Origin of the sequence: Pseudomonas sp. BS3782 TE3695 (assembly GCF_050435305.1) — a bacterium.
Classification (GTDB): Bacteria; Pseudomonadota; Gammaproteobacteria; order Pseudomonadales; family Pseudomonadaceae; genus Aquipseudomonas.
On sequence record NZ_JBNDKB010000001.1, the window covers coordinates 5,532,662 to 5,548,294 of the forward strand.

The window sequence follows — 15,633 nt, forward strand, 5'->3', positions numbered from 1 at the left end:
AGCCGTTAAAGCAGCGTGATCGCGCCGCCGCTACCCACGCGTTGCCATGGCAAGCCCAATACCAGAGCCTGAAGTTGCTCGGTATCCAACTCTATTTCAGAGCCCTGGCGAATGCCTGGCCAGTGAAACTTGCCTTGGTTCAACCGGCGAGCAGCCAGCCAAATGCCAAGACCGTCATGCACCAGAACTTTCATCCGAGTAGCGCGGCGGTTGGCGAACAGATACGCACAGTGCGGCTTCGCCGCACCGAACACCGCAATCACTCTGGCCAATGCAGTCTCGGTACCCGCGCGCATGTCCATCGGCTCCGTGGCGAGCCAGATGGAGTCGATGCGGATCATCGCAGCAAGTCTCGAAGAAAGGTCGCGCAAGCAGCAGCACTTTCAATTGGCCAGCTCACGTTGACGGTGCCGCGTGGGTGCAGGATTTCGACGCAGATATTCGGCGATCCAGCTTGCGAATTCACTTCGGCCAGCTGCATGGGTACCGGAATGAATGCAGGTTGCAGCGCCGTGTTTTGCCGTGTGTGTACCCGAATCCATTTGTGGACGAGGTTCGCGTTGAGGCTATGGCTGAGCGCGATGCTGGCAATCGAAGCGCCTGGCTGGACACACTCTTGGATGACCTGGGCTTTGAAGGATTTTGAATAGGAACGGCGTGTTGGCTGCATGAAATACCCGCTTAAAAGGCTAGAACTGGTGCCCACTTAAATTTAAGTGCACACCATGTCTTGGCCTCTCGGGGTTGGGTAGATGACTTGGCCGGACGGATACACATGGCCATGGCTCACGCCAATTACACTCAGTGGGTCACGCATGTAGCCTTAAGCACCACCGCTAGCTGCACCGTGATCCAGCAAATGCCGTGCAACATCGGCAAACGTTGCGAAGCAGGTTTCGTAGTCAGGCTTCTCATGAGCGTAAAGCAAAGGCTTGAGCCGCTGTTCAAAATTAGCCTTTAAGCCATCATGGGTCGCGGCAACCTCAAGAGTGCGTCGCAAGACCCCGAACGGATCCGCAGCGAATTCAGGGTGCTGCCTGCCGAACTCAAGTACGTCCTTGTTCACTGATGAGGAAAATACTCGTGAAGCAGGCTCTAACGCTTCGGGGTGGCTCGTCGCGATCCGCCACACATCGTAAACATGGCGAACCAGCGCCGTATCGAATTCACCGAGCTGACGCCCGTCCCAGTTCCATGCACAGCGACGGAGCAGCGAGAGTACTTTCTCCGCAAGGGTCTCTGCTACGGTGATGCACTCCATGGAGAACAGAAAGGGGTCGTTACTCCCACTCAGCTTCTCCAGCATGTAACCCAGGTTCTGCGTCTCCGAGGGAAGCATGGGTGGCCGGCAAATGAGCTCAATCTTTAATTGCGGGCGAAGGGTACCTGCCGCGTCCTGAAAAAGTGCTTCGTAAGATACCAACAGACAATAGTAGCGACTGCCGTCCCTGCGGATTGGATTATCCTTGTCTTCCTGAACAACATACTGGAATCCAAGCCCCGTCAAAGCATCCTCGACCTCTTTGTGCAGGGTCTTTAGCCGCCCACGATCACCAAGCGTGTTCGGAAAAGCGTAGCCTTTAGGTGGTGCGTGCAACTCTACCTTGATGTCAATGTCTTCGGACATCCTTTCGATAAGACCATAGGCTTTCGAAAGACAGGTACCGCCAGCGAAAATCATTCGCGTTGCAACATTGACCGTTGCAGGCCTTGGGTCACCCTTTTTCCGGTTTAGCTGACCGGCGACGTGCGTGACTTGGATTTGCGAAAGCGCATGAAGAGCATCAGTGATGTGCTGATCTTTCTCTGCGACAGCGGCTGGCATGCTTTTCAGAATGCCAGCCGTCGACGCATCTTCAATGTTAACCCGCAGCTGCTTTGAAAGAGTTTTCATAGACTACAGTGTTGTTTCCTACAATCACTTTACGAGAAATACGTCGGCTCCCAGTATTGACGACCGTCCCCATAGGGATCTGAGTCGACTTACCGCTGTTGTACTCGGCAACAAGGGTACTGGGTGCGATCGAAATGTTCAGCTTGCGGAATAGCTCAGCAGCAATCATTTCCAACGTGCCTGCGGGGGTTGGCTTGCCCGTGTACTGGTTAATGCGAGCTTTCGCGAACGCGCCCTTACTGACGCGCACAAGCATACCGTTCGCAACAAACCGGGCCAAAACACGACCGACTTGCGAATCGCTCCCCATGCTTGAAAACTCCGAGCGCAACACGACTAGGCTCGCACGCTGCTTGATTGAACGGCTCATGCGGTCTTCGAGTTTCATATAACAGCTCCTAAGACTAGCTATTTACCTTAAGGTCACTATAGGCCTTAACCGCAGATCTAGCCAGTAAAACCAAGCCTCTGAGCTAGCAAAACCTGCGCATCCGTGCGCGAGATTCTACTGCAAAAAAAAATGGCGACGTAGACGTTTTTTCGTCGGTGATCCGACTTCGCTTAGCAGGGCCGCGGCCCCTCACCGCCGATTGGTACCTCAAGGCTGGTGTACCCTACGCTCGCGCTGCCGCTTGCTCTGGGCAATGGAGCGTTTCGACTGATGACCGCAACAGAAAACTGATGGCCCTGCCAGAGGCTAGGGCCCGAGCTCACATGACGTGGTGAAGATCGCATGGGATTGTACGGCGGGTACATCGAGAGGTTGGCCAGGAAGGTCGAGGCGCGCCTGCAGGACATCGAGGCGATCTACAACTTTGACTTGGGTGATGAGTTCGAGCTCGCCCTTTGCGCCCTGTTGGAGGATGTGCTTCCGGCCAAGTACGGTGTCTGCCGGGGCTTCGTCGTCGCTGAAGATGGCACAAAGGCAGGGGACGACCTCATCATCTACGACAAGATGGCCAGCCCTACCCTGCGCTCCAGCTTGAGCCGCCAGTTTCCCGTCAAGGAACAGATCCCGGTTGACGCTGTGTACGCCTACATCGAATGCAAGCACTCCATTTCGGATGCAGGCGTTTTGGAAAAGGCGATCGGACAGGCCGAGGCAGTGAAAAAGCTCGTGCTCACGCGCCGCGCCCTCGCAAACCCTGACTATGAAGCAGATGGGCCGATCTACAACGGGAAAGTCAGGGACTGGCCGCGAACCTTCCCACCACTTAAGAACCAGCCTTTCTGTGCAGTATTTGCACGAAAATTTTCACCGGACGTTTTACTCCCATCCACCAGTAATGAACTCACCCCAGATCTGCTCGTTCTCGGGAATGACCACATCGCCACTCAAACTGTGAATCTGGGCCCAGACGGTCTCAAATCGTCGCTTTTCTTCGACAGCAAGTATGGGGCAGGTCTTTGCGTTGAGTCAGCCCCGACGAATGCCTATGGACTGGGTCTGGTGACGCTGCTTCAGGCGTTAAGCTGGACTGAGCTACTACCTATGGACTGGGCAGCAACGCTCAACGCTACCTTCTTCGACAATCTGGGAAGGAAGATCTCCGACGCTAAGTCGTGATAGCCCTCAGCCGGTGCCGCCGCGCATCAGCGCTAAATGGAAAACATGCCTCACGGTTGAGGACTGGACGGGCGGTTCAGTATTGGCGTTTTGAACGCATAGAAGACTTTGAACGTTTTATCGAGTGGTACGCGTGATGTAGTACCGCCTGGTAGGGGGCGGCAGTACCCTCTCTCTCATATGCTGGTTCAAACCAGCTTGGACGGCTCCCGGCAAATTGGGGAGCCGTTTTTTGCTAAGCACTCCGGCGGATCTTAGTAAAGTGCATGTCACTTAGTGCGAAAGATACGAGATCAGCGTCAAGCGGCCCGCTCCAACGCATCCAGCAAGCCAAAAAACTCCAGTGAAAGTTTATGCCGAGGAGCCAAGTGGACGATGGGTACTGAAACCTCGTGAGACTCGCGCATCTTGATGGAACTGCTCAGGTAAACCGGCAGCACGGGCAAACCTTCGGCCAACAGCTCATCAACAAAATTTTGGTGCAGGCTGGTATGCCCGGTGAACTGATTGACCACCACCCCTTCCACTATCAGCGACTCATTGTGATCAAGACGTAGCTCCTCTACCTGCGCTATCACGCGATACAGCGCCTGGCGAGAAAAGCTGTCGCAATCGAATGGGATCAACAGACTATCCGCTGCCACCAGGGCACTGAATGTGTAGAAATTCAGTGACGGGGGTGTATCGATATAGATGCGCTCATAATCCTCGGATAGTTCAACGAGCAGCTTACGCAGCTTGTTGATCTTGTATCTGGACTCGAGCTTTGACTGGAGGTCAGCTAGTTCGGAGCTGGCAGTCACCAAGTGAAGGTTGTCGTAAGAGGTCTCGGTGATGGCCACTCGATTCCTTCTACCTTCGAAGCCGCCGGACAATGTTTGTTTGAAAAAATCGGCGATGCCCGTTGGAATGCTTTCGTTGATCAGGCCTGTCAGATAGTGAGTTGAATTGGCCTGGGGATCGAGGTCAACCAATAGTGTTCGGTAGCCTTCGGCGGCACTCGCAGCGGCAAGGTTGCAGGTAATGCTGGATTTTCCAACGCCGCCTTTCTGGTTGAACACAACACGACGCATGGGGTTTTCTCATCCATGAAAAGGCCGAAGGCCGAGTGAGGGGAAATGTGAAAAGTCGTGTCAATTCTATGACCGATATATTTCAATTTTACGACATAGCCTGACGTAAGCACTGGTCTAGAGGGGTTGCCTGCCAATACAGCCTGGTAGCAATGCAAAGGTGCAATCCGAATACCGATCTGTAAGCGACATTGAAAAGGTGTGGTTACCCAATCAGCACAACGCTCCATTGCAGCCGTCGTCCCCATCCGACCGGTTATAGAACAGCTCAACTCGGTAAAAGGCCAGCATTGTGGAAAGACGAGCTCCCCCTAGCTTCTATGGTTCGCAAAGGCCAGGCTTGAATTTCCAGTAAGCGCCTTCAGCGCTACTAATTGTCTTCATATTGAAACGGTGTTCAGGTCGCAAATCAGTTCTGAATAGGTAAAACATATCAGAGACAACGGAGCCATTTTCCGCAAAATAAGAATGGCCCAAAAAATCGGTACTTACGTCGCTAGCATCAATCGTTTCGATCCCCTTAACGACCGTTACTACCTGGTTGGTATCGCCGATTCTCTGCGCTGTGTTGACTAATTTAGAAGCTAATAGAGCCTTGTCTTTGGATGATGCATACAAGGTAACCGGTGCACCGGCATTGACTAACGCCGTACTAATACCCTTGAACTCATCCACACCGATATCTGGAGCGGTCAGAATGAGCTGCTTCAATCGAAGCCGTATGGCTGGTTTTTCATTTAGCAATTCAGAGATAGCAACAGCCATCCCCCGATTTCCCATGCTATGAGCCACCAGATAGATGTTTTGTGCATCTGTTTCTTGGAAAATGTCGCTGAGAAATTTTTTGATCTTCGGGGTCGCTCGCTCGATTATTTTTTCGTCGTCTCTATACGCTGGCATCGCCTCTTGTGAGGGCCAGCTATAGAAAATTGGAGCCCCGTCGAAACCCAAGTCATAACTCATTTGAGCAGTACGTCTTGCAGCATCTTCAAAGGACGCGGTGTAACCATGTATGAAAACAAGTGCACTCTTCCCTTTACTCTCTCTGATTTTCTCGTGTATAGCAGCGAGGAGTTGATCCCTTGTCACGGCCTGGATGCCCAGAAGCATAAGATCGTTTCTTGGACTCTCTAGTGCTTTCAGGCCTAGGAACGGTGCCTCCATCCTACCCAGACGATGATCACGCGGAATACTGATGTCCGCTACGCCATAACTCAGAGGGCCCTCTTCGCGACCGTATGCATCATAAGCTTGTAGGGAGCCGGTCGCATTTCGATTAGTTGCGTAGAAAGTTCGAATAATGACGTTTTCGTAAGAACTTGTCGGCGGTTTAGCAATACCGTCCTCTAGAGGCTGCTTAGGGGCAGTAATCAGCTTGATGTCCGTCTCAATCTGCTCGTCTGGGGGCGGGGCCGGAGCTGGAACAGGGGCCGGCACTGGAGCGTGCATACTCTCAGTGGAACAACCTGCCAGTAGAAGCGAAATGGCGAAAAGACTGCCCTTAGTAGCAGTAATCAGCATCTGATATTTCAGCCTCATAGCTTCCTCTCCCTGGTTGATATTGGATAACCCTAGACTGATCCGAGCAAAGTGCCACAACTGAAAATAGGAGCCGTAGACACGAGTAGAGGTACAGACTGATTACCTGCAATAACCCAAAATTTGTCTTTTCCAGATGGTGCTAGGCTCAACACCCTTGAGCGCCTCTACAACAACCAGCCTTGAATACGAGCGACCGAAACCAGGATTAGTCTCTTGTTTGCAGGTATGGTGATGCTTTGACTCAAAGATGACTGACGGTGGGGACGCACTCGCCCGCGTAGTTCGTAAGGAGTGAGGCGCGAAGTCCTCGCTCTTCGGGCGCTACCATTGCCGACTCCACGATCTATGCCCATGCGCGATTATCCTTCCGTAGGACGGCAAATTTTGAACACAAACTCCCCTCTCACCGCCCGTGATGTCTACCAGGTACTGAAGGACGTCGCGCTCGGCACACGCACCATGACAAGAACCAGCAGCCAGTCTTTGAGCGAAATCTACAACGGCCTCATGCCTGTTGAGATCGATGGCTGGTGTCTCACGCTTTTCAATGACGGTGGCACCTTAGATTACTGCGAGGATTGCAGAGCGCCTGATGGTCGCGTCAGGACTATTGAAGACTGGCAACGCTATGGCACAGATCCAGTCGAACTATTAAGTGGCTGGGAACGAGAACAGCTTGAGCGTCTGCTGAACGCGAGCTGACTCTGCGCGCCATCAATAGCCGAGCGCCTACCAAATTCTCCTACTGCTACGCTGTCCTTTTTTCATGGAGGAATCGCGATGCCAAACTCAGATCTGCTCCCTTCCCTGCTATTCAAGATCAACGAAAACCAGCAAGCCCTTGAGGCTGCCATCATGGAACTGACGCTCTGGGTCGAGCAGCGTGGGTCGGGTGAGGTGGGAGGCAACGTGCGCGGTGCGTTGGACACGATCAGAACAAATGAAGAGTTCATCAACATGACGCTTGCGGTGCTCATGGCACCCGAGTGATCTGTTCGACCACCACTGTGAATGATGCTAGGCACTCCAGAAGATAAATCAGTCGAGGCTCAACTGAGGTCTTAGTGCTTCAAGTAGAGTCGAGATGAAGCGTCCTCTGGATTGAGATAAAGCTGTCATCACGCCACCCAATGCCTGGCTTAGACGAGCGAGATTAAAAGTGGTGGACGCGAGTCATGCGAGCTTGATGGCTCCGCCTTGGATATCGTCCCGTGCCATTCGCAAGTCATTGGCGTCTTGGTTGAGCCGATGAATCAAGTTCAGCAATCGTTGGCGCAACACCTCATCTTGGAGCTGCTCAGCAACACGCATCACATCAAGCGCCGCTGCCTCATTGTTGGTGGCAACGGCGTCGAGCAGTTTGCGCATGCTTCTTGATGGCCGATTCATCTCCAACCCTCCTAGGTTTCGGTGACGCGAATCATATGGCCGAAATGTTTCGTCAGTGTTTCAGCTGCACGGACTGGTTTTGAATCACCGGCTCCGGCTGGTTTGACACTAGCTGGAGGGGCGACCCCCTGAGGGGTCGATTACGCTTCAACCCATCCGTGATGAAGCTAGGTTGAGGGAAGAAAATGGTGGATTAGTCTCAGTACTTGGTCGCTCCCCGACCTCTGCAGCATCAATATCGTGGTCTGCCCCCTTTTGTTCAATTCTGGCGCTCCTCGAGCCGGTGAAGACCCTGTGTCGCCACCAACGACAAGGCCTGATTCCAGCGCTTGACTCTGTCCCTAAGGACAACCCGCACCCTGCCTTATCTGTTTCAGATTCAGCGGATAAGGTATTCCATGAACACGCTATCAATGGTCACAGGTGCCAACGGGCATTTGGGCAACACCTTGGTTCGGGCGCTGCTAGCCCGAGGGCAACAAGTACGCGCCGGCGTCCGTGACCCGGCCCGAAGCGCTGCCTTGAACGGGCTCGACTGCCAGTTGGTACGCGCAGAACTACAAGACCTTGACTCACTGCGCCAGGCCATGCAAGGAGTGGACGTGCTGTACCAGGTAGCGGCAGTGTTCAAACACTGGGCGAGGAATCCACACGCCGAGATCATCGACGTCAACGTGCAAGGTACGCGTAATGTGTTGCGGGCCGCCGCCGAAGCCGGAGTCCGCCGTGTGGTCTATGTCAGCTCCGTGGCAGCGGTTGGGCACAACGGCCAACGCCTAAATGAAAACAGTTGGAACACCGATCAGAACAACCCGTACTACCTCTCAAAAATCCTTTCTGAACGTGCTGCGTGGGAGACCGCCCAATCCTATGGCCTGCCAATGGGTCGCGGTGTTGCCCTCCGCAATCATCGGCCCCCATGCCACGCGGCTGACCGACACTATGGGATTTCTTGCGGCAGTGCTGGCGCGCAAACTGATGCTTGACCCGAACTTTTATTTTAACTTTGTCGATGTGCGCGACGTGGCCGATGGCCTGATCCGCGCGGCTGAAAAAGGCCGCCCCGGCCAGCGCTATATACTAGCTAATCAGCGGGCTTCATCACTGGCTGAGGTGATCGAGGTGCTCAATACGCTTTGCCCCGGCTATCGTTCGCCGCGCAGCGCACCAAAAGCCTTGTTGATGCTGATTGCCTGGCTGCAAGAACAAAGGGCACGGTACACCGGTCAACCAGCCCAATTGCTGCTCAGTCAGGTGCAGATGTTTTATGGGGTGCGTCAGGTTTACTGCATCGACAAAGCCATCAATGAGCTGGGCTACCGGCCGCGCTCGCCGCAGAACGCCCTCAAGCAAGCGTTTGCGCACCTATTGGCGCGCTGATACCAGCGCAGCGCTTGGAACTGATGTAGGGGCGAATTGCTGGTTGATCTGTTGTTGCAACAGCGTTAGTTGCTGCTCCCGATTCTGCAAGGCCAGGATCTGCGCTTGCAGCTCTAAGCGCTTGACCTCGATGCCCTGATTGGCCAGCGCAAGGGGAAACGGTGCCTGATGTTGCTTGGCTGCCAGCAGCTCGCTCATCTCCCCCAGTTTGAACCCTACCACCTGGGCGGTGCGGATCATCTGCACCAGCGTCAAGTGATGGGCCGAATACAGCCGATAACTGCCAAGGCGTTGTGGGGTCAGCAGGCCCAACTGCTCATACAAACGAATGGCTTTGGGAGTGCACCCCGACAACTTGGCAAGTTCACCTATGTACATACAACCCCTTCCCCCTCACCCAGCTCCAGCCCGCAGTTTAGTGGCTGTGGCTGGATGTTGTCTTGGTGCAACCGGCGTTCGTACAGATTCTGTTGGCGACACCGTCTTGTTGGATAAGAGGGAAGATTTGTTTTCCATCCATGGATCGACCACTCTTGACCGATATCTGCAGGTCTTTATCGGCTACTTTGGGTCGGTTGCCGCCCTTCGCGGCAGACAGCAAACGGCCCCCGAAGCAATCATTCGTTTACTACATAACCAGACTTTTCTGATATCACTGGATTGGCGCGCGTATACATCAACAAGGATAGCTTTATGAAATCCATCGAATTCTGAGCGTGTCGTGCTGAACATGGACGCTGGTTCACCGGAGGGTTGCAATGGATCTGAAGTTCAGTCACGTAGACGTACTGGTCAAGAATCTCGACGAAGCCTGTGCTTACTACGCCCAGATACTTAACGCCAGGATCTCCAAAACGCTCGTCTGGGAACGAGGTGATCTGCATGTGCGATACGCGATTGCGCTGATCGGCCAAGAGCGTTTCATTCTGGTACAGCCGTTGGCGGGGAACCTGAGGGAGCTATTGGACTCCTCGGGCGAAGGGATGATTTATCGCCACTGCTACTCGACACCGGACATCGAGAAAGCTTATGACGAATTGATGGTCGCCGGTGTTCAGCCAGAAGACGAAAATGGAGAGCCATTGGCTCGCTCGAACCTGCAATCCCCGTCCGGGGCACGCATCATCTGGTTGCCCAAGCGCTTCGGGCACTTCTCTATCGAAATCCTGGAAGAGAAGGCGCTGGAAGCATTTGTCGAGGCTGCGTTTACCTGAGAAAATACTGCAGTGGGCGTGGGCGTCGTGCGTACAATGCGCCCCCCCTAAATTGCTAATGTTTTCCAATGAAAAAACTGCTGTCCGTAGTAGCGCTTGCCCTCTCGGTAATCACCCCCGCCTTCTCAAGCCCTCCATCGACCTTTTCCGAAGCCAAGGTCATCGCAAAGCAAAAGATCTACCTCGACCAGGCGAACAGTGCCTTTGGCGAGTTGTATTGTGGCTGCAAGTGGAAATGGGTAGGTAAATCGGGTGGCCGGATTGACGCCGAATCCTGTGGCTATCAAACCAGGAAACAACAAAGCCGTGCAGAGCGGACTGAGTGGGAACACATCGTCCCTGCCTGGACATTCGGTCACCAACGCCAATGTTGGCAGAACGGTGGTCGAGAGCATTGCGTGGATGATGATCCCGTTTTTCGAGCGATGGAGGCAGACCTGTTCAACCTCTATCCATCAGTTGGGGAGGTGAATGGTGACCGCAGCAATTTCAACTACGGTATGGCTTCCGGGGTGGCGCCGCAGTATGGGCAGTGCAAGACGCGAGTCGATTTCACTCAACGAGCGGCGGAACCGCGTGATGAGGTTAAAGGGCTGGTCGCTAGGACAACCTTTTACATGTTCGACAGATACGATCTGAACATGTCTCGTCAGCAGCAACAGCTCCTGATGGCCTGGGACAAACAGCACCCGGTTTCGCCTTGGGAGAAAGAGCGAGATCGACGCATTGCAGCAATCATGGGGCACTCCAATCCTTTCGTAACTGGCGACCGTCAATGGACGCAAGGGTACAAGGCGGTTAGTGATGGGGTGGTTAGCGCCATTCCAGTTAATCCTCCGCGGGCACCAGTCCAGCCACCCCTAGCGAGCGCTAGCGGAGTAGGAGCGATCATTGGCAACCGGAAAAGCCAGGTCTACCACCTCGCCTTGGGATGCCCTGGCTATGGTCAGGTGTCTGAAAAAAATCAGGTCTCCTTCACATCAGAATCTGAGGCCCAGGCGGCAGGATATCGAAAGGCAGGTAACTGCAAATAGTTGCTGCTTGTTGAAAGTCGGTCTCGCGAAAGCGAGGCCGATCCTTAACATTGGCTGAGACAGGCAACCATGTCATGAGCATCGAAGCAAAACGCCTTCATCTCCAAGCTATCCCAAACCTCCTCGCGCCATACCGCTATCTATATTGCGTAGACCTTGAGGCAACCTGTGACGAGGTTGAAAAATCGGAATCACCTAGACCGCTTACAGTCGTCCCCAATCAGATGGAAACGATTGAGATTGGCCTAGTGGTGATTGATTTGGAGTCACTTGAGATCGTCGATGAACTCCAGCGTTTCGTCCGGCCTCTGATCAACCCCACCCTTACCGATTTCTGCATAAAGCTGACATCCATTCAACAACCCGACGTGGACGGTGCCCGAACCTATCAAGAGGTTGGCGACGAGCTACGAACATTTGCTGCGAGTTATCCAAACGCGGCTTGGGCATCTTGGGGTGACTATGACGCAAGACAGCTTGAGCGCGATGCTGGCTTAGCTGGGTGCCCTTCCCTGCTCGAAGGCTTGCCACATTTCAATGCCAGGAAATGGCATGCCGGCTTATATGACATTCGACCGAAAGGGCTTAAGCAAACGGTAGAGTCGATGGACTTGGTTTGGCAGGGTACCTATCACCGAGGGATAGACGACGCGAGAAATGTGACCTCCATAGTGAAGTAAATGCTTAGCTAATTGATGAGCCGGGCCCATCGGCCCGAAGGATCGCGGCGCTGACGGCACCGGAATAAATCACTCATATGTCGAAAGAAGCGTGTTGGGTAGCTGCAGTTTATGCCCTCGTAGACTTGTTCCCCCTAGGCCTTCACTGGCAGTAAGCCCACTGCGCAATCAACAGCTTCGAGCAATTCATCTCTTGATACGCCATCACGCGCTTGGACTGAAATCCCATGCAAAAATGTTGCATAGAAATTTCCTAGTGCCTGAACATTTGCCATGCTGCTCAACTGCCCATCTCTGCTGGCCGCTTCCAGGCGAAGGATGATCGATTCCGTCCGGTGGCGCCGATGTTCCGAGAGCCAAGAGAGTACCGGCGTATTTTCGGGTGCTACGCTATTGGCCGCGCTGACCACCAGGCACCCCCAAGGCCTACGCTGGGAGGTGTAGGTGTTGACGGCGTCACACAGCATTTGCCGGATTGACTGACTAATATCAGCTAGCTTCAGGGCGCGCTCTGCAAATCCTCCCTCCCCAGCCTCATAAAGCCTGACAGCCTCTTCAAACAGCCGTTGCTTGCTACCGAATGCCGCATAAATGCGGGCAGACGCAATGCCTAACGCATCGACAAGCGCTGACATGGAGGTACCTTCGTAGCCGTGCTCCCAAAAAAGAAGCATGGCCTTTGTCAACGCCTGTTCTTTATCGAATTCCCGTGGTCGCCCTGCCATACCGTTATGCCCAAAAAACCCAGATGGAGCATTTTAGCGCAAATCAACTTGACCGATATCGCTCAGTAAACCTATTCTTTGTCGATCAACAAAGAATAGGTTTCCACGATGAAAACACTAAAAGGCCCAAGCCTACATCTGGCTCAGTTCAGCACCTCCCAAGCCCCTTTCGATAACTTGGCCCACATCAGCAAGTGGGCAGCGGGCCATGGGTTCAAAGCATTGCAGATTCCTGCTTGGGATGAGCGTTTGTTTGATGTCGCCCAAGCTGCACAAAGTCAGGCCTACTGTGATCAGATCAAAGGCACACTGGCAGAGCACGGATTACAGATCAGCGAGTTGACGACCCACATCTATGGTCAACTTGTCGCGGTGCATCCAGCCTATGATGCTATGTGGGATACCTTTACACCGGCCTGCCTGCATGGTCGCCCCCAAGTTCGCACCGAGTGGGCAGTAGAGAAAATGAAGTTGGCTGCACGTGCATCTGCTCGACTTGGCTTGAGCGAGATGGGTACATTTTCCGGGTCGTTGGCCTGGCCGTATCTCTTCCCCTTCCCGCAGCGTCCAGAAGGATTGATAGACGCCGCTTTCAGCGAGCTTGCAAAGCGCTGGCGCCCTATCTTGAATCTGTGTGATGAGGTGGGCATCAATCTCTGCTACGAAATCCACCCCGCCGAAGATCTGCATGACGGTACCAGCTTCGAACGTTTCTACACGCTGGTGGATGAACATCCACGGTGCAACATCCTGTTTGACCCCAGTCACTTCGTACTCCAGCAGCTCGATTATCTGAGCTACCTAGACATCTACCACGAGCGCATCCGCATGTTCCACGTCAAGGATGCCGAGTTCAATCCAACGGGACGCCAGGGTATTTACGGCGGCTACAGCAACTGGAACGATCGTGCAGGCAGGTTTCGCTCCCTGGGCGATGGTCAGGTGGACTTCAAAGGGATTTTTTCCAAGCTAGCCCAGTTTGACTATCCGGGATGGGCGACTCTTGAATGGGAGTGTTGCCTCAAGAATCAGGAAGACGGTGCACGAGAAGGCGTAGCATTTATCAATCAACACATAATCCATGTGACTGACCGTGTGTTCGATGACTTCGCTGGTGCACCCGTCAACTCTCAGCAAATTCAGTCAATGCTAGGTATGGCCACTGCGCCCATGGAAGGAATAGCGTAAATGAACAAGGCCGTCGATCTCCCCTCCCCCATTGAAGCTCACTTCACTCACCGCTATGTGCGGATCCAGGGAATCCGTATTCATTGCGCAGTTGCTGGAACCGGTGATCCTGTTCTATTAGTGCCTGGCTGGCCACAAACCTGGTATGCGTGGCGTCATGTGATGCAGGCATTAGCCACTCAAGGGTATATGGCGATCGCCGTGGATCCGCCTGGACTGGGTGATTCCGACCGCCCTGAACATGGGTATGACACCGGTAGCGTGGCGCAAATACTGCACCAAACGATGGAACAATTGGGGTTCGGTCGTTACCACTTGGTCGGGCATGATGTCGGCATGTGGATTGCTTATGCCCTTGCCAGTGACTACCCGGAGGCGGTACGGACATTAGCGGTAACGGAAGCCGTCATACCCGGGTTAGCCGAAGCCCCGCCTATCTTCGTGGCCCCGGAGGAAAATATCTTTCTGTGGCATTTTTTGTTCAATCAGGTCAGGGATTTGCCCGAGCTGTTGATCACAGGAAGGGAGGCCGCCTATCTTAACTTCATGTTTGATCGCTGGGCATTCAAGCGCAATGCGGTCGCCTCCGAAATATACATTCAGGCCTACTCCTCACCTGGCGGGCTGCGGGGAGGGTTTGCTTATTACCGTGCGATCCCCGAAACAATTCGTCAGAACAAGCAACGCTCCCTACGACCGCTGACGATGCCGGTGCTGGCGATAGGTGCCGAGTATGCCACGAAGGATGCCCCATTGCTCACGCTCAAAGACCATGCTAGTAACTTGCGTGGCGCGATTATCGCCGATTGCGGCCACTTCATAATGGAAGAAGCATCTGATGATTTTATCCACCATCTAATGACGTTTCTTGAAGACCATGTCGGAATATAAACTTTCGCAATGAATAGGAGCAAACCGCGTCCATGTCTATCGTCGGTTTCGTTAGCCAAGCAGACACTTAAAAGGTAACGAAGCGTTCGCGTCCGCGTATTTAAAGCGGACGCGATAGCCCTTAACGTTAGGGTTTCCATGCGCCAACGAAGCTCTTATCCGAAACTCTTCAAGGCCTAGGTTGTTTCCAGGAATGCCTGCAACCGGGCGCAACCCTATCTAGCGTTGCCATCCGCCACGGCATCGTAAGGGGCCGGCGAACACACCTTCCGAACTCCAGCATTAAGGGCGATGGTGTCCGCGTATTTTTAAGCGGACGCGATCGCCCTTAACGTCAGGATTTCCATGCGCCAACGAAGCTCTTACCCGAAACAGTTCAAAGCCCAGGTTGTTCAGGAATGTCTGCAACCGGGCGCAACGCTATCCAGCGTTGCCATCAGCCACGGCATTAATGCCAACGTTATCCGCAAGTGGCTACCGCTTTATCGAGATCAGCTACCAGCGGCGTTGCCGGCTTTCGTTCCGTTGAAAGCTACGCCTAAACGGCAGGTGGAAGCGTTGGCGACCATTGAGCTGCCGCTTGGTGAGCAATCGATCACAGTGAAATGGCCAGCGTCCGATCCTGAAGGTTGCGCCTGCTTTGTCCGTGGACTTACTCAATGATTCGCATCGACGCCATCTGGCTCGCCACCGAGCCCATGGACATGCGTGCCGGCACTGAAACGGCGCTGGCCAGGGTGATCGCGGTGTTCGGTGCGGCGAAGCCGCACTGTGCTTATCTGTTCGCCAACCGCCGCGCCACTCGTATGAAAGTGCTGGTGCATGACGGGATTGGCGTCTGGCTGGCTGCTCGCCGGTTGAACCAAGGCAAGTTTCATTGGCCCGGTATTCGGAATGGCTGCGAGATGGCGCTGGATACCGAGCAACTTCAGGCCTTGGTGCTCGGTCTGCCCTGGCAACGCGTTGGGGCTGGCGGTGCAATCACACTGCTTTAACGCCTGCCATTAGCCCATTGGTCTATCGCCGCAAACGGCCTGCTCTGGCAAAATTCGCGGC

19 protein-coding genes and 1 pseudogene are annotated in these 15,633 nt (G+C 53.9%); 11 read left to right on the plus strand and 9 right to left on the minus strand.

From position 1 onward, the window contains the following. Nucleotides 1-5: 5 nt before the first annotated feature. The 4 genes from tnpB (ABH909_RS24900) to ABH909_RS24915 form a co-directional block, all read right to left on the minus strand. Nucleotides 6-341, minus strand: a complete 336-nt coding sequence (tnpB, locus tag ABH909_RS24900; RefSeq protein WP_429438187.1) for an IS66 family insertion sequence element accessory protein TnpB — start codon at nucleotides 339-341, stop codon at nucleotides 6-8. After that, nucleotides 338-670 (minus strand): IS66-like element accessory protein TnpA, encoded by a 333-nt coding sequence (gene tnpA, locus ABH909_RS24905; RefSeq protein ID WP_429438189.1) that lies wholly within the window; start codon nucleotides 668-670, stop codon nucleotides 338-340. Before tnpA (ABH909_RS24905) ends, tnpB (ABH909_RS24900) begins: the two co-directional genes overlap by 4 nt. Before the next feature lie 153 nt (nucleotides 671-823). Further along, nucleotides 824-1,894, minus strand: coding sequence for a nucleotidyl transferase AbiEii/AbiGii toxin family protein (locus tag ABH909_RS24910; protein WP_429438191.1), 1,071 nt, complete (start codon nucleotides 1,892-1,894; stop codon nucleotides 824-826). Continuing rightward, the gene (locus tag ABH909_RS24915) at nucleotides 1,863-2,282 is read right to left on the minus strand and encodes a DUF6088 family protein (protein WP_429438193.1); all 420 of its coding nucleotides are present in this window, start codon (nucleotides 2,280-2,282) and stop codon (nucleotides 1,863-1,865) included. The genes ABH909_RS24910 and ABH909_RS24915 overlap by 32 nt, the downstream gene beginning before the upstream one ends. Nucleotides 2,283-2,627: 345 nt before the next feature. On the opposite strand from ABH909_RS24915, the gene ABH909_RS24920 reads away from it, so the two are divergent. Further along, a complete protein-coding gene (locus ABH909_RS24920) occupies nucleotides 2,628-3,461 on the plus strand; it encodes a DUF6602 domain-containing protein (protein WP_429438195.1) in 834 nt (277 codons plus the stop codon). Between the two features lie 299 nt (nucleotides 3,462-3,760). Here ABH909_RS24920 and ABH909_RS24925 read toward each other — a convergent pair whose 3' ends face one another. Together ABH909_RS24925 and ABH909_RS24930 are read right to left on the minus strand one after the other, a co-directional pair. Continuing rightward, nucleotides 3,761-4,534, minus strand: a complete 774-nt coding sequence (locus ABH909_RS24925) for a ParA family protein (RefSeq protein WP_429438198.1) — start codon at nucleotides 4,532-4,534, stop codon at nucleotides 3,761-3,763. A 318-nt stretch (nucleotides 4,535-4,852) separates the two neighbouring features. After that, nucleotides 4,853-6,073 carry an alpha/beta hydrolase gene (locus ABH909_RS24930; RefSeq protein ID WP_429438200.1) on the minus strand — a complete coding sequence of 407 codons (1,221 nt, stop codon included), beginning with the start codon at nucleotides 6,071-6,073 and terminating at the stop codon, nucleotides 4,853-4,855. A 387-nt stretch (nucleotides 6,074-6,460) separates the two neighbouring features. On the opposite strand from ABH909_RS24930, the gene ABH909_RS24935 reads away from it, so the two are divergent. Together ABH909_RS24935 and ABH909_RS24940 are read left to right on the plus strand one after the other, a co-directional pair. Continuing rightward, nucleotides 6,461-6,778 (plus strand): DUF7693 family protein, encoded by a 318-nt coding sequence (locus ABH909_RS24935; protein ID WP_429440096.1) that lies wholly within the window; start codon nucleotides 6,461-6,463, stop codon nucleotides 6,776-6,778. A 78-nt stretch (nucleotides 6,779-6,856) separates the two neighbouring features. Further along, on the plus strand, nucleotides 6,857-7,066 hold the full coding sequence (locus ABH909_RS24940) for a hypothetical protein (RefSeq protein ID WP_192351914.1): 210 nt from the start codon (nucleotides 6,857-6,859) through the stop codon (nucleotides 7,064-7,066). A 183-nt stretch (nucleotides 7,067-7,249) separates the two neighbouring features. On the opposite strand, the gene ABH909_RS24945 is transcribed toward ABH909_RS24940, so the two are convergent. Continuing rightward, entirely contained in the window at nucleotides 7,250-7,465 is a 216-nt protein-coding gene (locus ABH909_RS24945; RefSeq protein WP_429438204.1) for a hypothetical protein, read from the minus strand. A gap of 413 nt (nucleotides 7,466-7,878) precedes the next feature. On the opposite strand from ABH909_RS24945, the pseudogene ABH909_RS24950 reads away from it, so the two are divergent. After that, nucleotides 7,879-8,845 (plus strand): annotated as a pseudogene (locus ABH909_RS24950) (NAD-dependent epimerase/dehydratase family protein). Here ABH909_RS24950 and ABH909_RS24955 read toward each other — a convergent pair. Beyond that, a complete protein-coding gene (locus tag ABH909_RS24955; protein ID WP_429438206.1) occupies nucleotides 8,831-9,223 on the minus strand; it encodes a MerR family transcriptional regulator in 393 nt (130 codons plus the stop codon). The pseudogene ABH909_RS24950 and the gene ABH909_RS24955 sit on opposite strands and share 15 nt — an antisense overlap. 380 nt (nucleotides 9,224-9,603) lie before the next feature. Between ABH909_RS24955 and ABH909_RS24960 the strand changes: the two genes are divergently transcribed. The 3 genes from ABH909_RS24960 to ABH909_RS24970 all read left to right on the plus strand — a co-directional run bounded on the left by ABH909_RS24960 (nucleotide 9,604) and on the right by ABH909_RS24970 (nucleotide 11,773). Next, nucleotides 9,604-10,059, plus strand: a complete 456-nt coding sequence (locus ABH909_RS24960; RefSeq protein ID WP_429438208.1) for a VOC family protein — start codon at nucleotides 9,604-9,606, stop codon at nucleotides 10,057-10,059. A gap of 68 nt (nucleotides 10,060-10,127) precedes the next feature. Then, nucleotides 10,128-11,093, plus strand: coding sequence for an endonuclease (locus ABH909_RS24965; protein ID WP_429438211.1), 966 nt, complete (start codon nucleotides 10,128-10,130; stop codon nucleotides 11,091-11,093). Nucleotides 11,094-11,167: 74 nt separating this feature from the next. After that, nucleotides 11,168-11,773, plus strand: a complete 606-nt coding sequence (locus ABH909_RS24970) for an exonuclease domain-containing protein (protein ID WP_429438214.1) — start codon at nucleotides 11,168-11,170, stop codon at nucleotides 11,771-11,773. Nucleotides 11,774-11,907: 134 nt separating this feature from the next. Here ABH909_RS24970 and ABH909_RS24975 read toward each other — a convergent pair whose 3' ends face one another. Beyond that, the gene (locus ABH909_RS24975; protein ID WP_429438217.1) at nucleotides 11,908-12,498 is read right to left on the minus strand and encodes a TetR/AcrR family transcriptional regulator; all 591 of its coding nucleotides are present in this window, start codon (nucleotides 12,496-12,498) and stop codon (nucleotides 11,908-11,910) included. 108 nt (nucleotides 12,499-12,606) lie between these two features. Here ABH909_RS24975 and ABH909_RS24980 point away from each other — a divergent pair, with 108 nt between their 5' ends. The 4 genes from ABH909_RS24980 (at nucleotide 12,607) to tnpB (ABH909_RS24995) (ending at nucleotide 15,572) form a co-directional block, all read left to right on the plus strand. Beyond that, nucleotides 12,607-13,686: a sugar phosphate isomerase/epimerase family protein gene (locus ABH909_RS24980; RefSeq protein WP_429438220.1), complete on the plus strand. Its 1,080-nt coding sequence runs from the start codon at nucleotides 12,607-12,609 to the stop codon at nucleotides 13,684-13,686. Beyond that, entirely contained in the window at nucleotides 13,687-14,577 is an 891-nt protein-coding gene (locus ABH909_RS24985) for an alpha/beta fold hydrolase (protein ID WP_429438223.1), read from the plus strand. 345 nt (nucleotides 14,578-14,922) lie between these two features. Further along, nucleotides 14,923-15,240, plus strand: a complete 318-nt coding sequence (gene tnpA / locus ABH909_RS24990) for an IS66-like element accessory protein TnpA (protein WP_429438226.1) — start codon at nucleotides 14,923-14,925, stop codon at nucleotides 15,238-15,240. Continuing rightward, complete coding sequence (gene tnpB / locus ABH909_RS24995) at nucleotides 15,237-15,572, plus strand: IS66 family insertion sequence element accessory protein TnpB (RefSeq protein ID WP_429438229.1); 336 nt, start codon at nucleotides 15,237-15,239, stop codon at nucleotides 15,570-15,572. The genes tnpA (ABH909_RS24990) and tnpB (ABH909_RS24995) overlap by 4 nt, the downstream gene beginning before the upstream one ends. Nucleotides 15,573-15,633: the final 61 nt, after the last annotated feature.

Bases quoted from the DNA above. Each gene is read 5' to 3' on its own strand.
- ABH909_RS24960 (WP_429438208.1), top strand. From the start codon at position 9,604: ATGGATCTGAAGTTCAGTCACGTAGACGTACTGGTCAAGAATCTCGAC.
- ABH909_RS24980 (WP_429438220.1), top strand. From the start codon at position 12,607: ATGAAAACACTAAAAGGCCCAAGCCTACATCTGGCTCAGTTCAGCACC.
- ABH909_RS24945 (WP_429438204.1), bottom strand. From the start codon at position 7,465: ATGAATCGGCCATCAAGAAGCATGCGCAAACTGCTCGACGCCGTTGCC.
- ABH909_RS24955 (WP_429438206.1), bottom strand. From the start codon at position 9,223: ATGTACATAGGTGAACTTGCCAAGTTGTCGGGGTGCACTCCCAAAGCC.
- ABH909_RS24920 (WP_429438195.1), top strand. From the start codon at position 2,628: ATGGGATTGTACGGCGGGTACATCGAGAGGTTGGCCAGGAAGGTCGAG.
- ABH909_RS24940 (WP_192351914.1), top strand. From the start codon at position 6,857: ATGCCAAACTCAGATCTGCTCCCTTCCCTGCTATTCAAGATCAACGAA.
- ABH909_RS24970 (WP_429438214.1), top strand. From the start codon at position 11,168: ATGAGCATCGAAGCAAAACGCCTTCATCTCCAAGCTATCCCAAACCTC.
- tnpB (WP_429438187.1), bottom strand. From the start codon at position 341: ATGATCCGCATCGACTCCATCTGGCTCGCCACGGAGCCGATGGACATG.
- tnpA (WP_429438189.1), bottom strand. From the start codon at position 670: ATGCAGCCAACACGCCGTTCCTATTCAAAATCCTTCAAAGCCCAGGTC.
- ABH909_RS24985 (WP_429438223.1), top strand. From the start codon at position 13,687: ATGAACAAGGCCGTCGATCTCCCCTCCCCCATTGAAGCTCACTTCACT.
- ABH909_RS24915 (WP_429438193.1), bottom strand. From the start codon at position 2,282: ATGAAACTCGAAGACCGCATGAGCCGTTCAATCAAGCAGCGTGCGAGC.
- ABH909_RS24925 (WP_429438198.1), bottom strand. From the start codon at position 4,534: ATGCGTCGTGTTGTGTTCAACCAGAAAGGCGGCGTTGGAAAATCCAGC.
- tnpA (WP_429438226.1), top strand. From the start codon at position 14,923: ATGCGCCAACGAAGCTCTTACCCGAAACAGTTCAAAGCCCAGGTTGTT.
- ABH909_RS24965 (WP_429438211.1), top strand. From the start codon at position 10,128: ATGAAAAAACTGCTGTCCGTAGTAGCGCTTGCCCTCTCGGTAATCACC.
- ABH909_RS24975 (WP_429438217.1), bottom strand. From the start codon at position 12,498: ATGGCAGGGCGACCACGGGAATTCGATAAAGAACAGGCGTTGACAAAG.
- tnpB (WP_429438229.1), top strand. From the start codon at position 15,237: ATGATTCGCATCGACGCCATCTGGCTCGCCACCGAGCCCATGGACATG.
- ABH909_RS24930 (WP_429438200.1), bottom strand. From the start codon at position 6,073: ATGAGGCTGAAATATCAGATGCTGATTACTGCTACTAAGGGCAGTCTT.
- ABH909_RS24910 (WP_429438191.1), bottom strand. From the start codon at position 1,894: ATGAAAACTCTTTCAAAGCAGCTGCGGGTTAACATTGAAGATGCGTCG.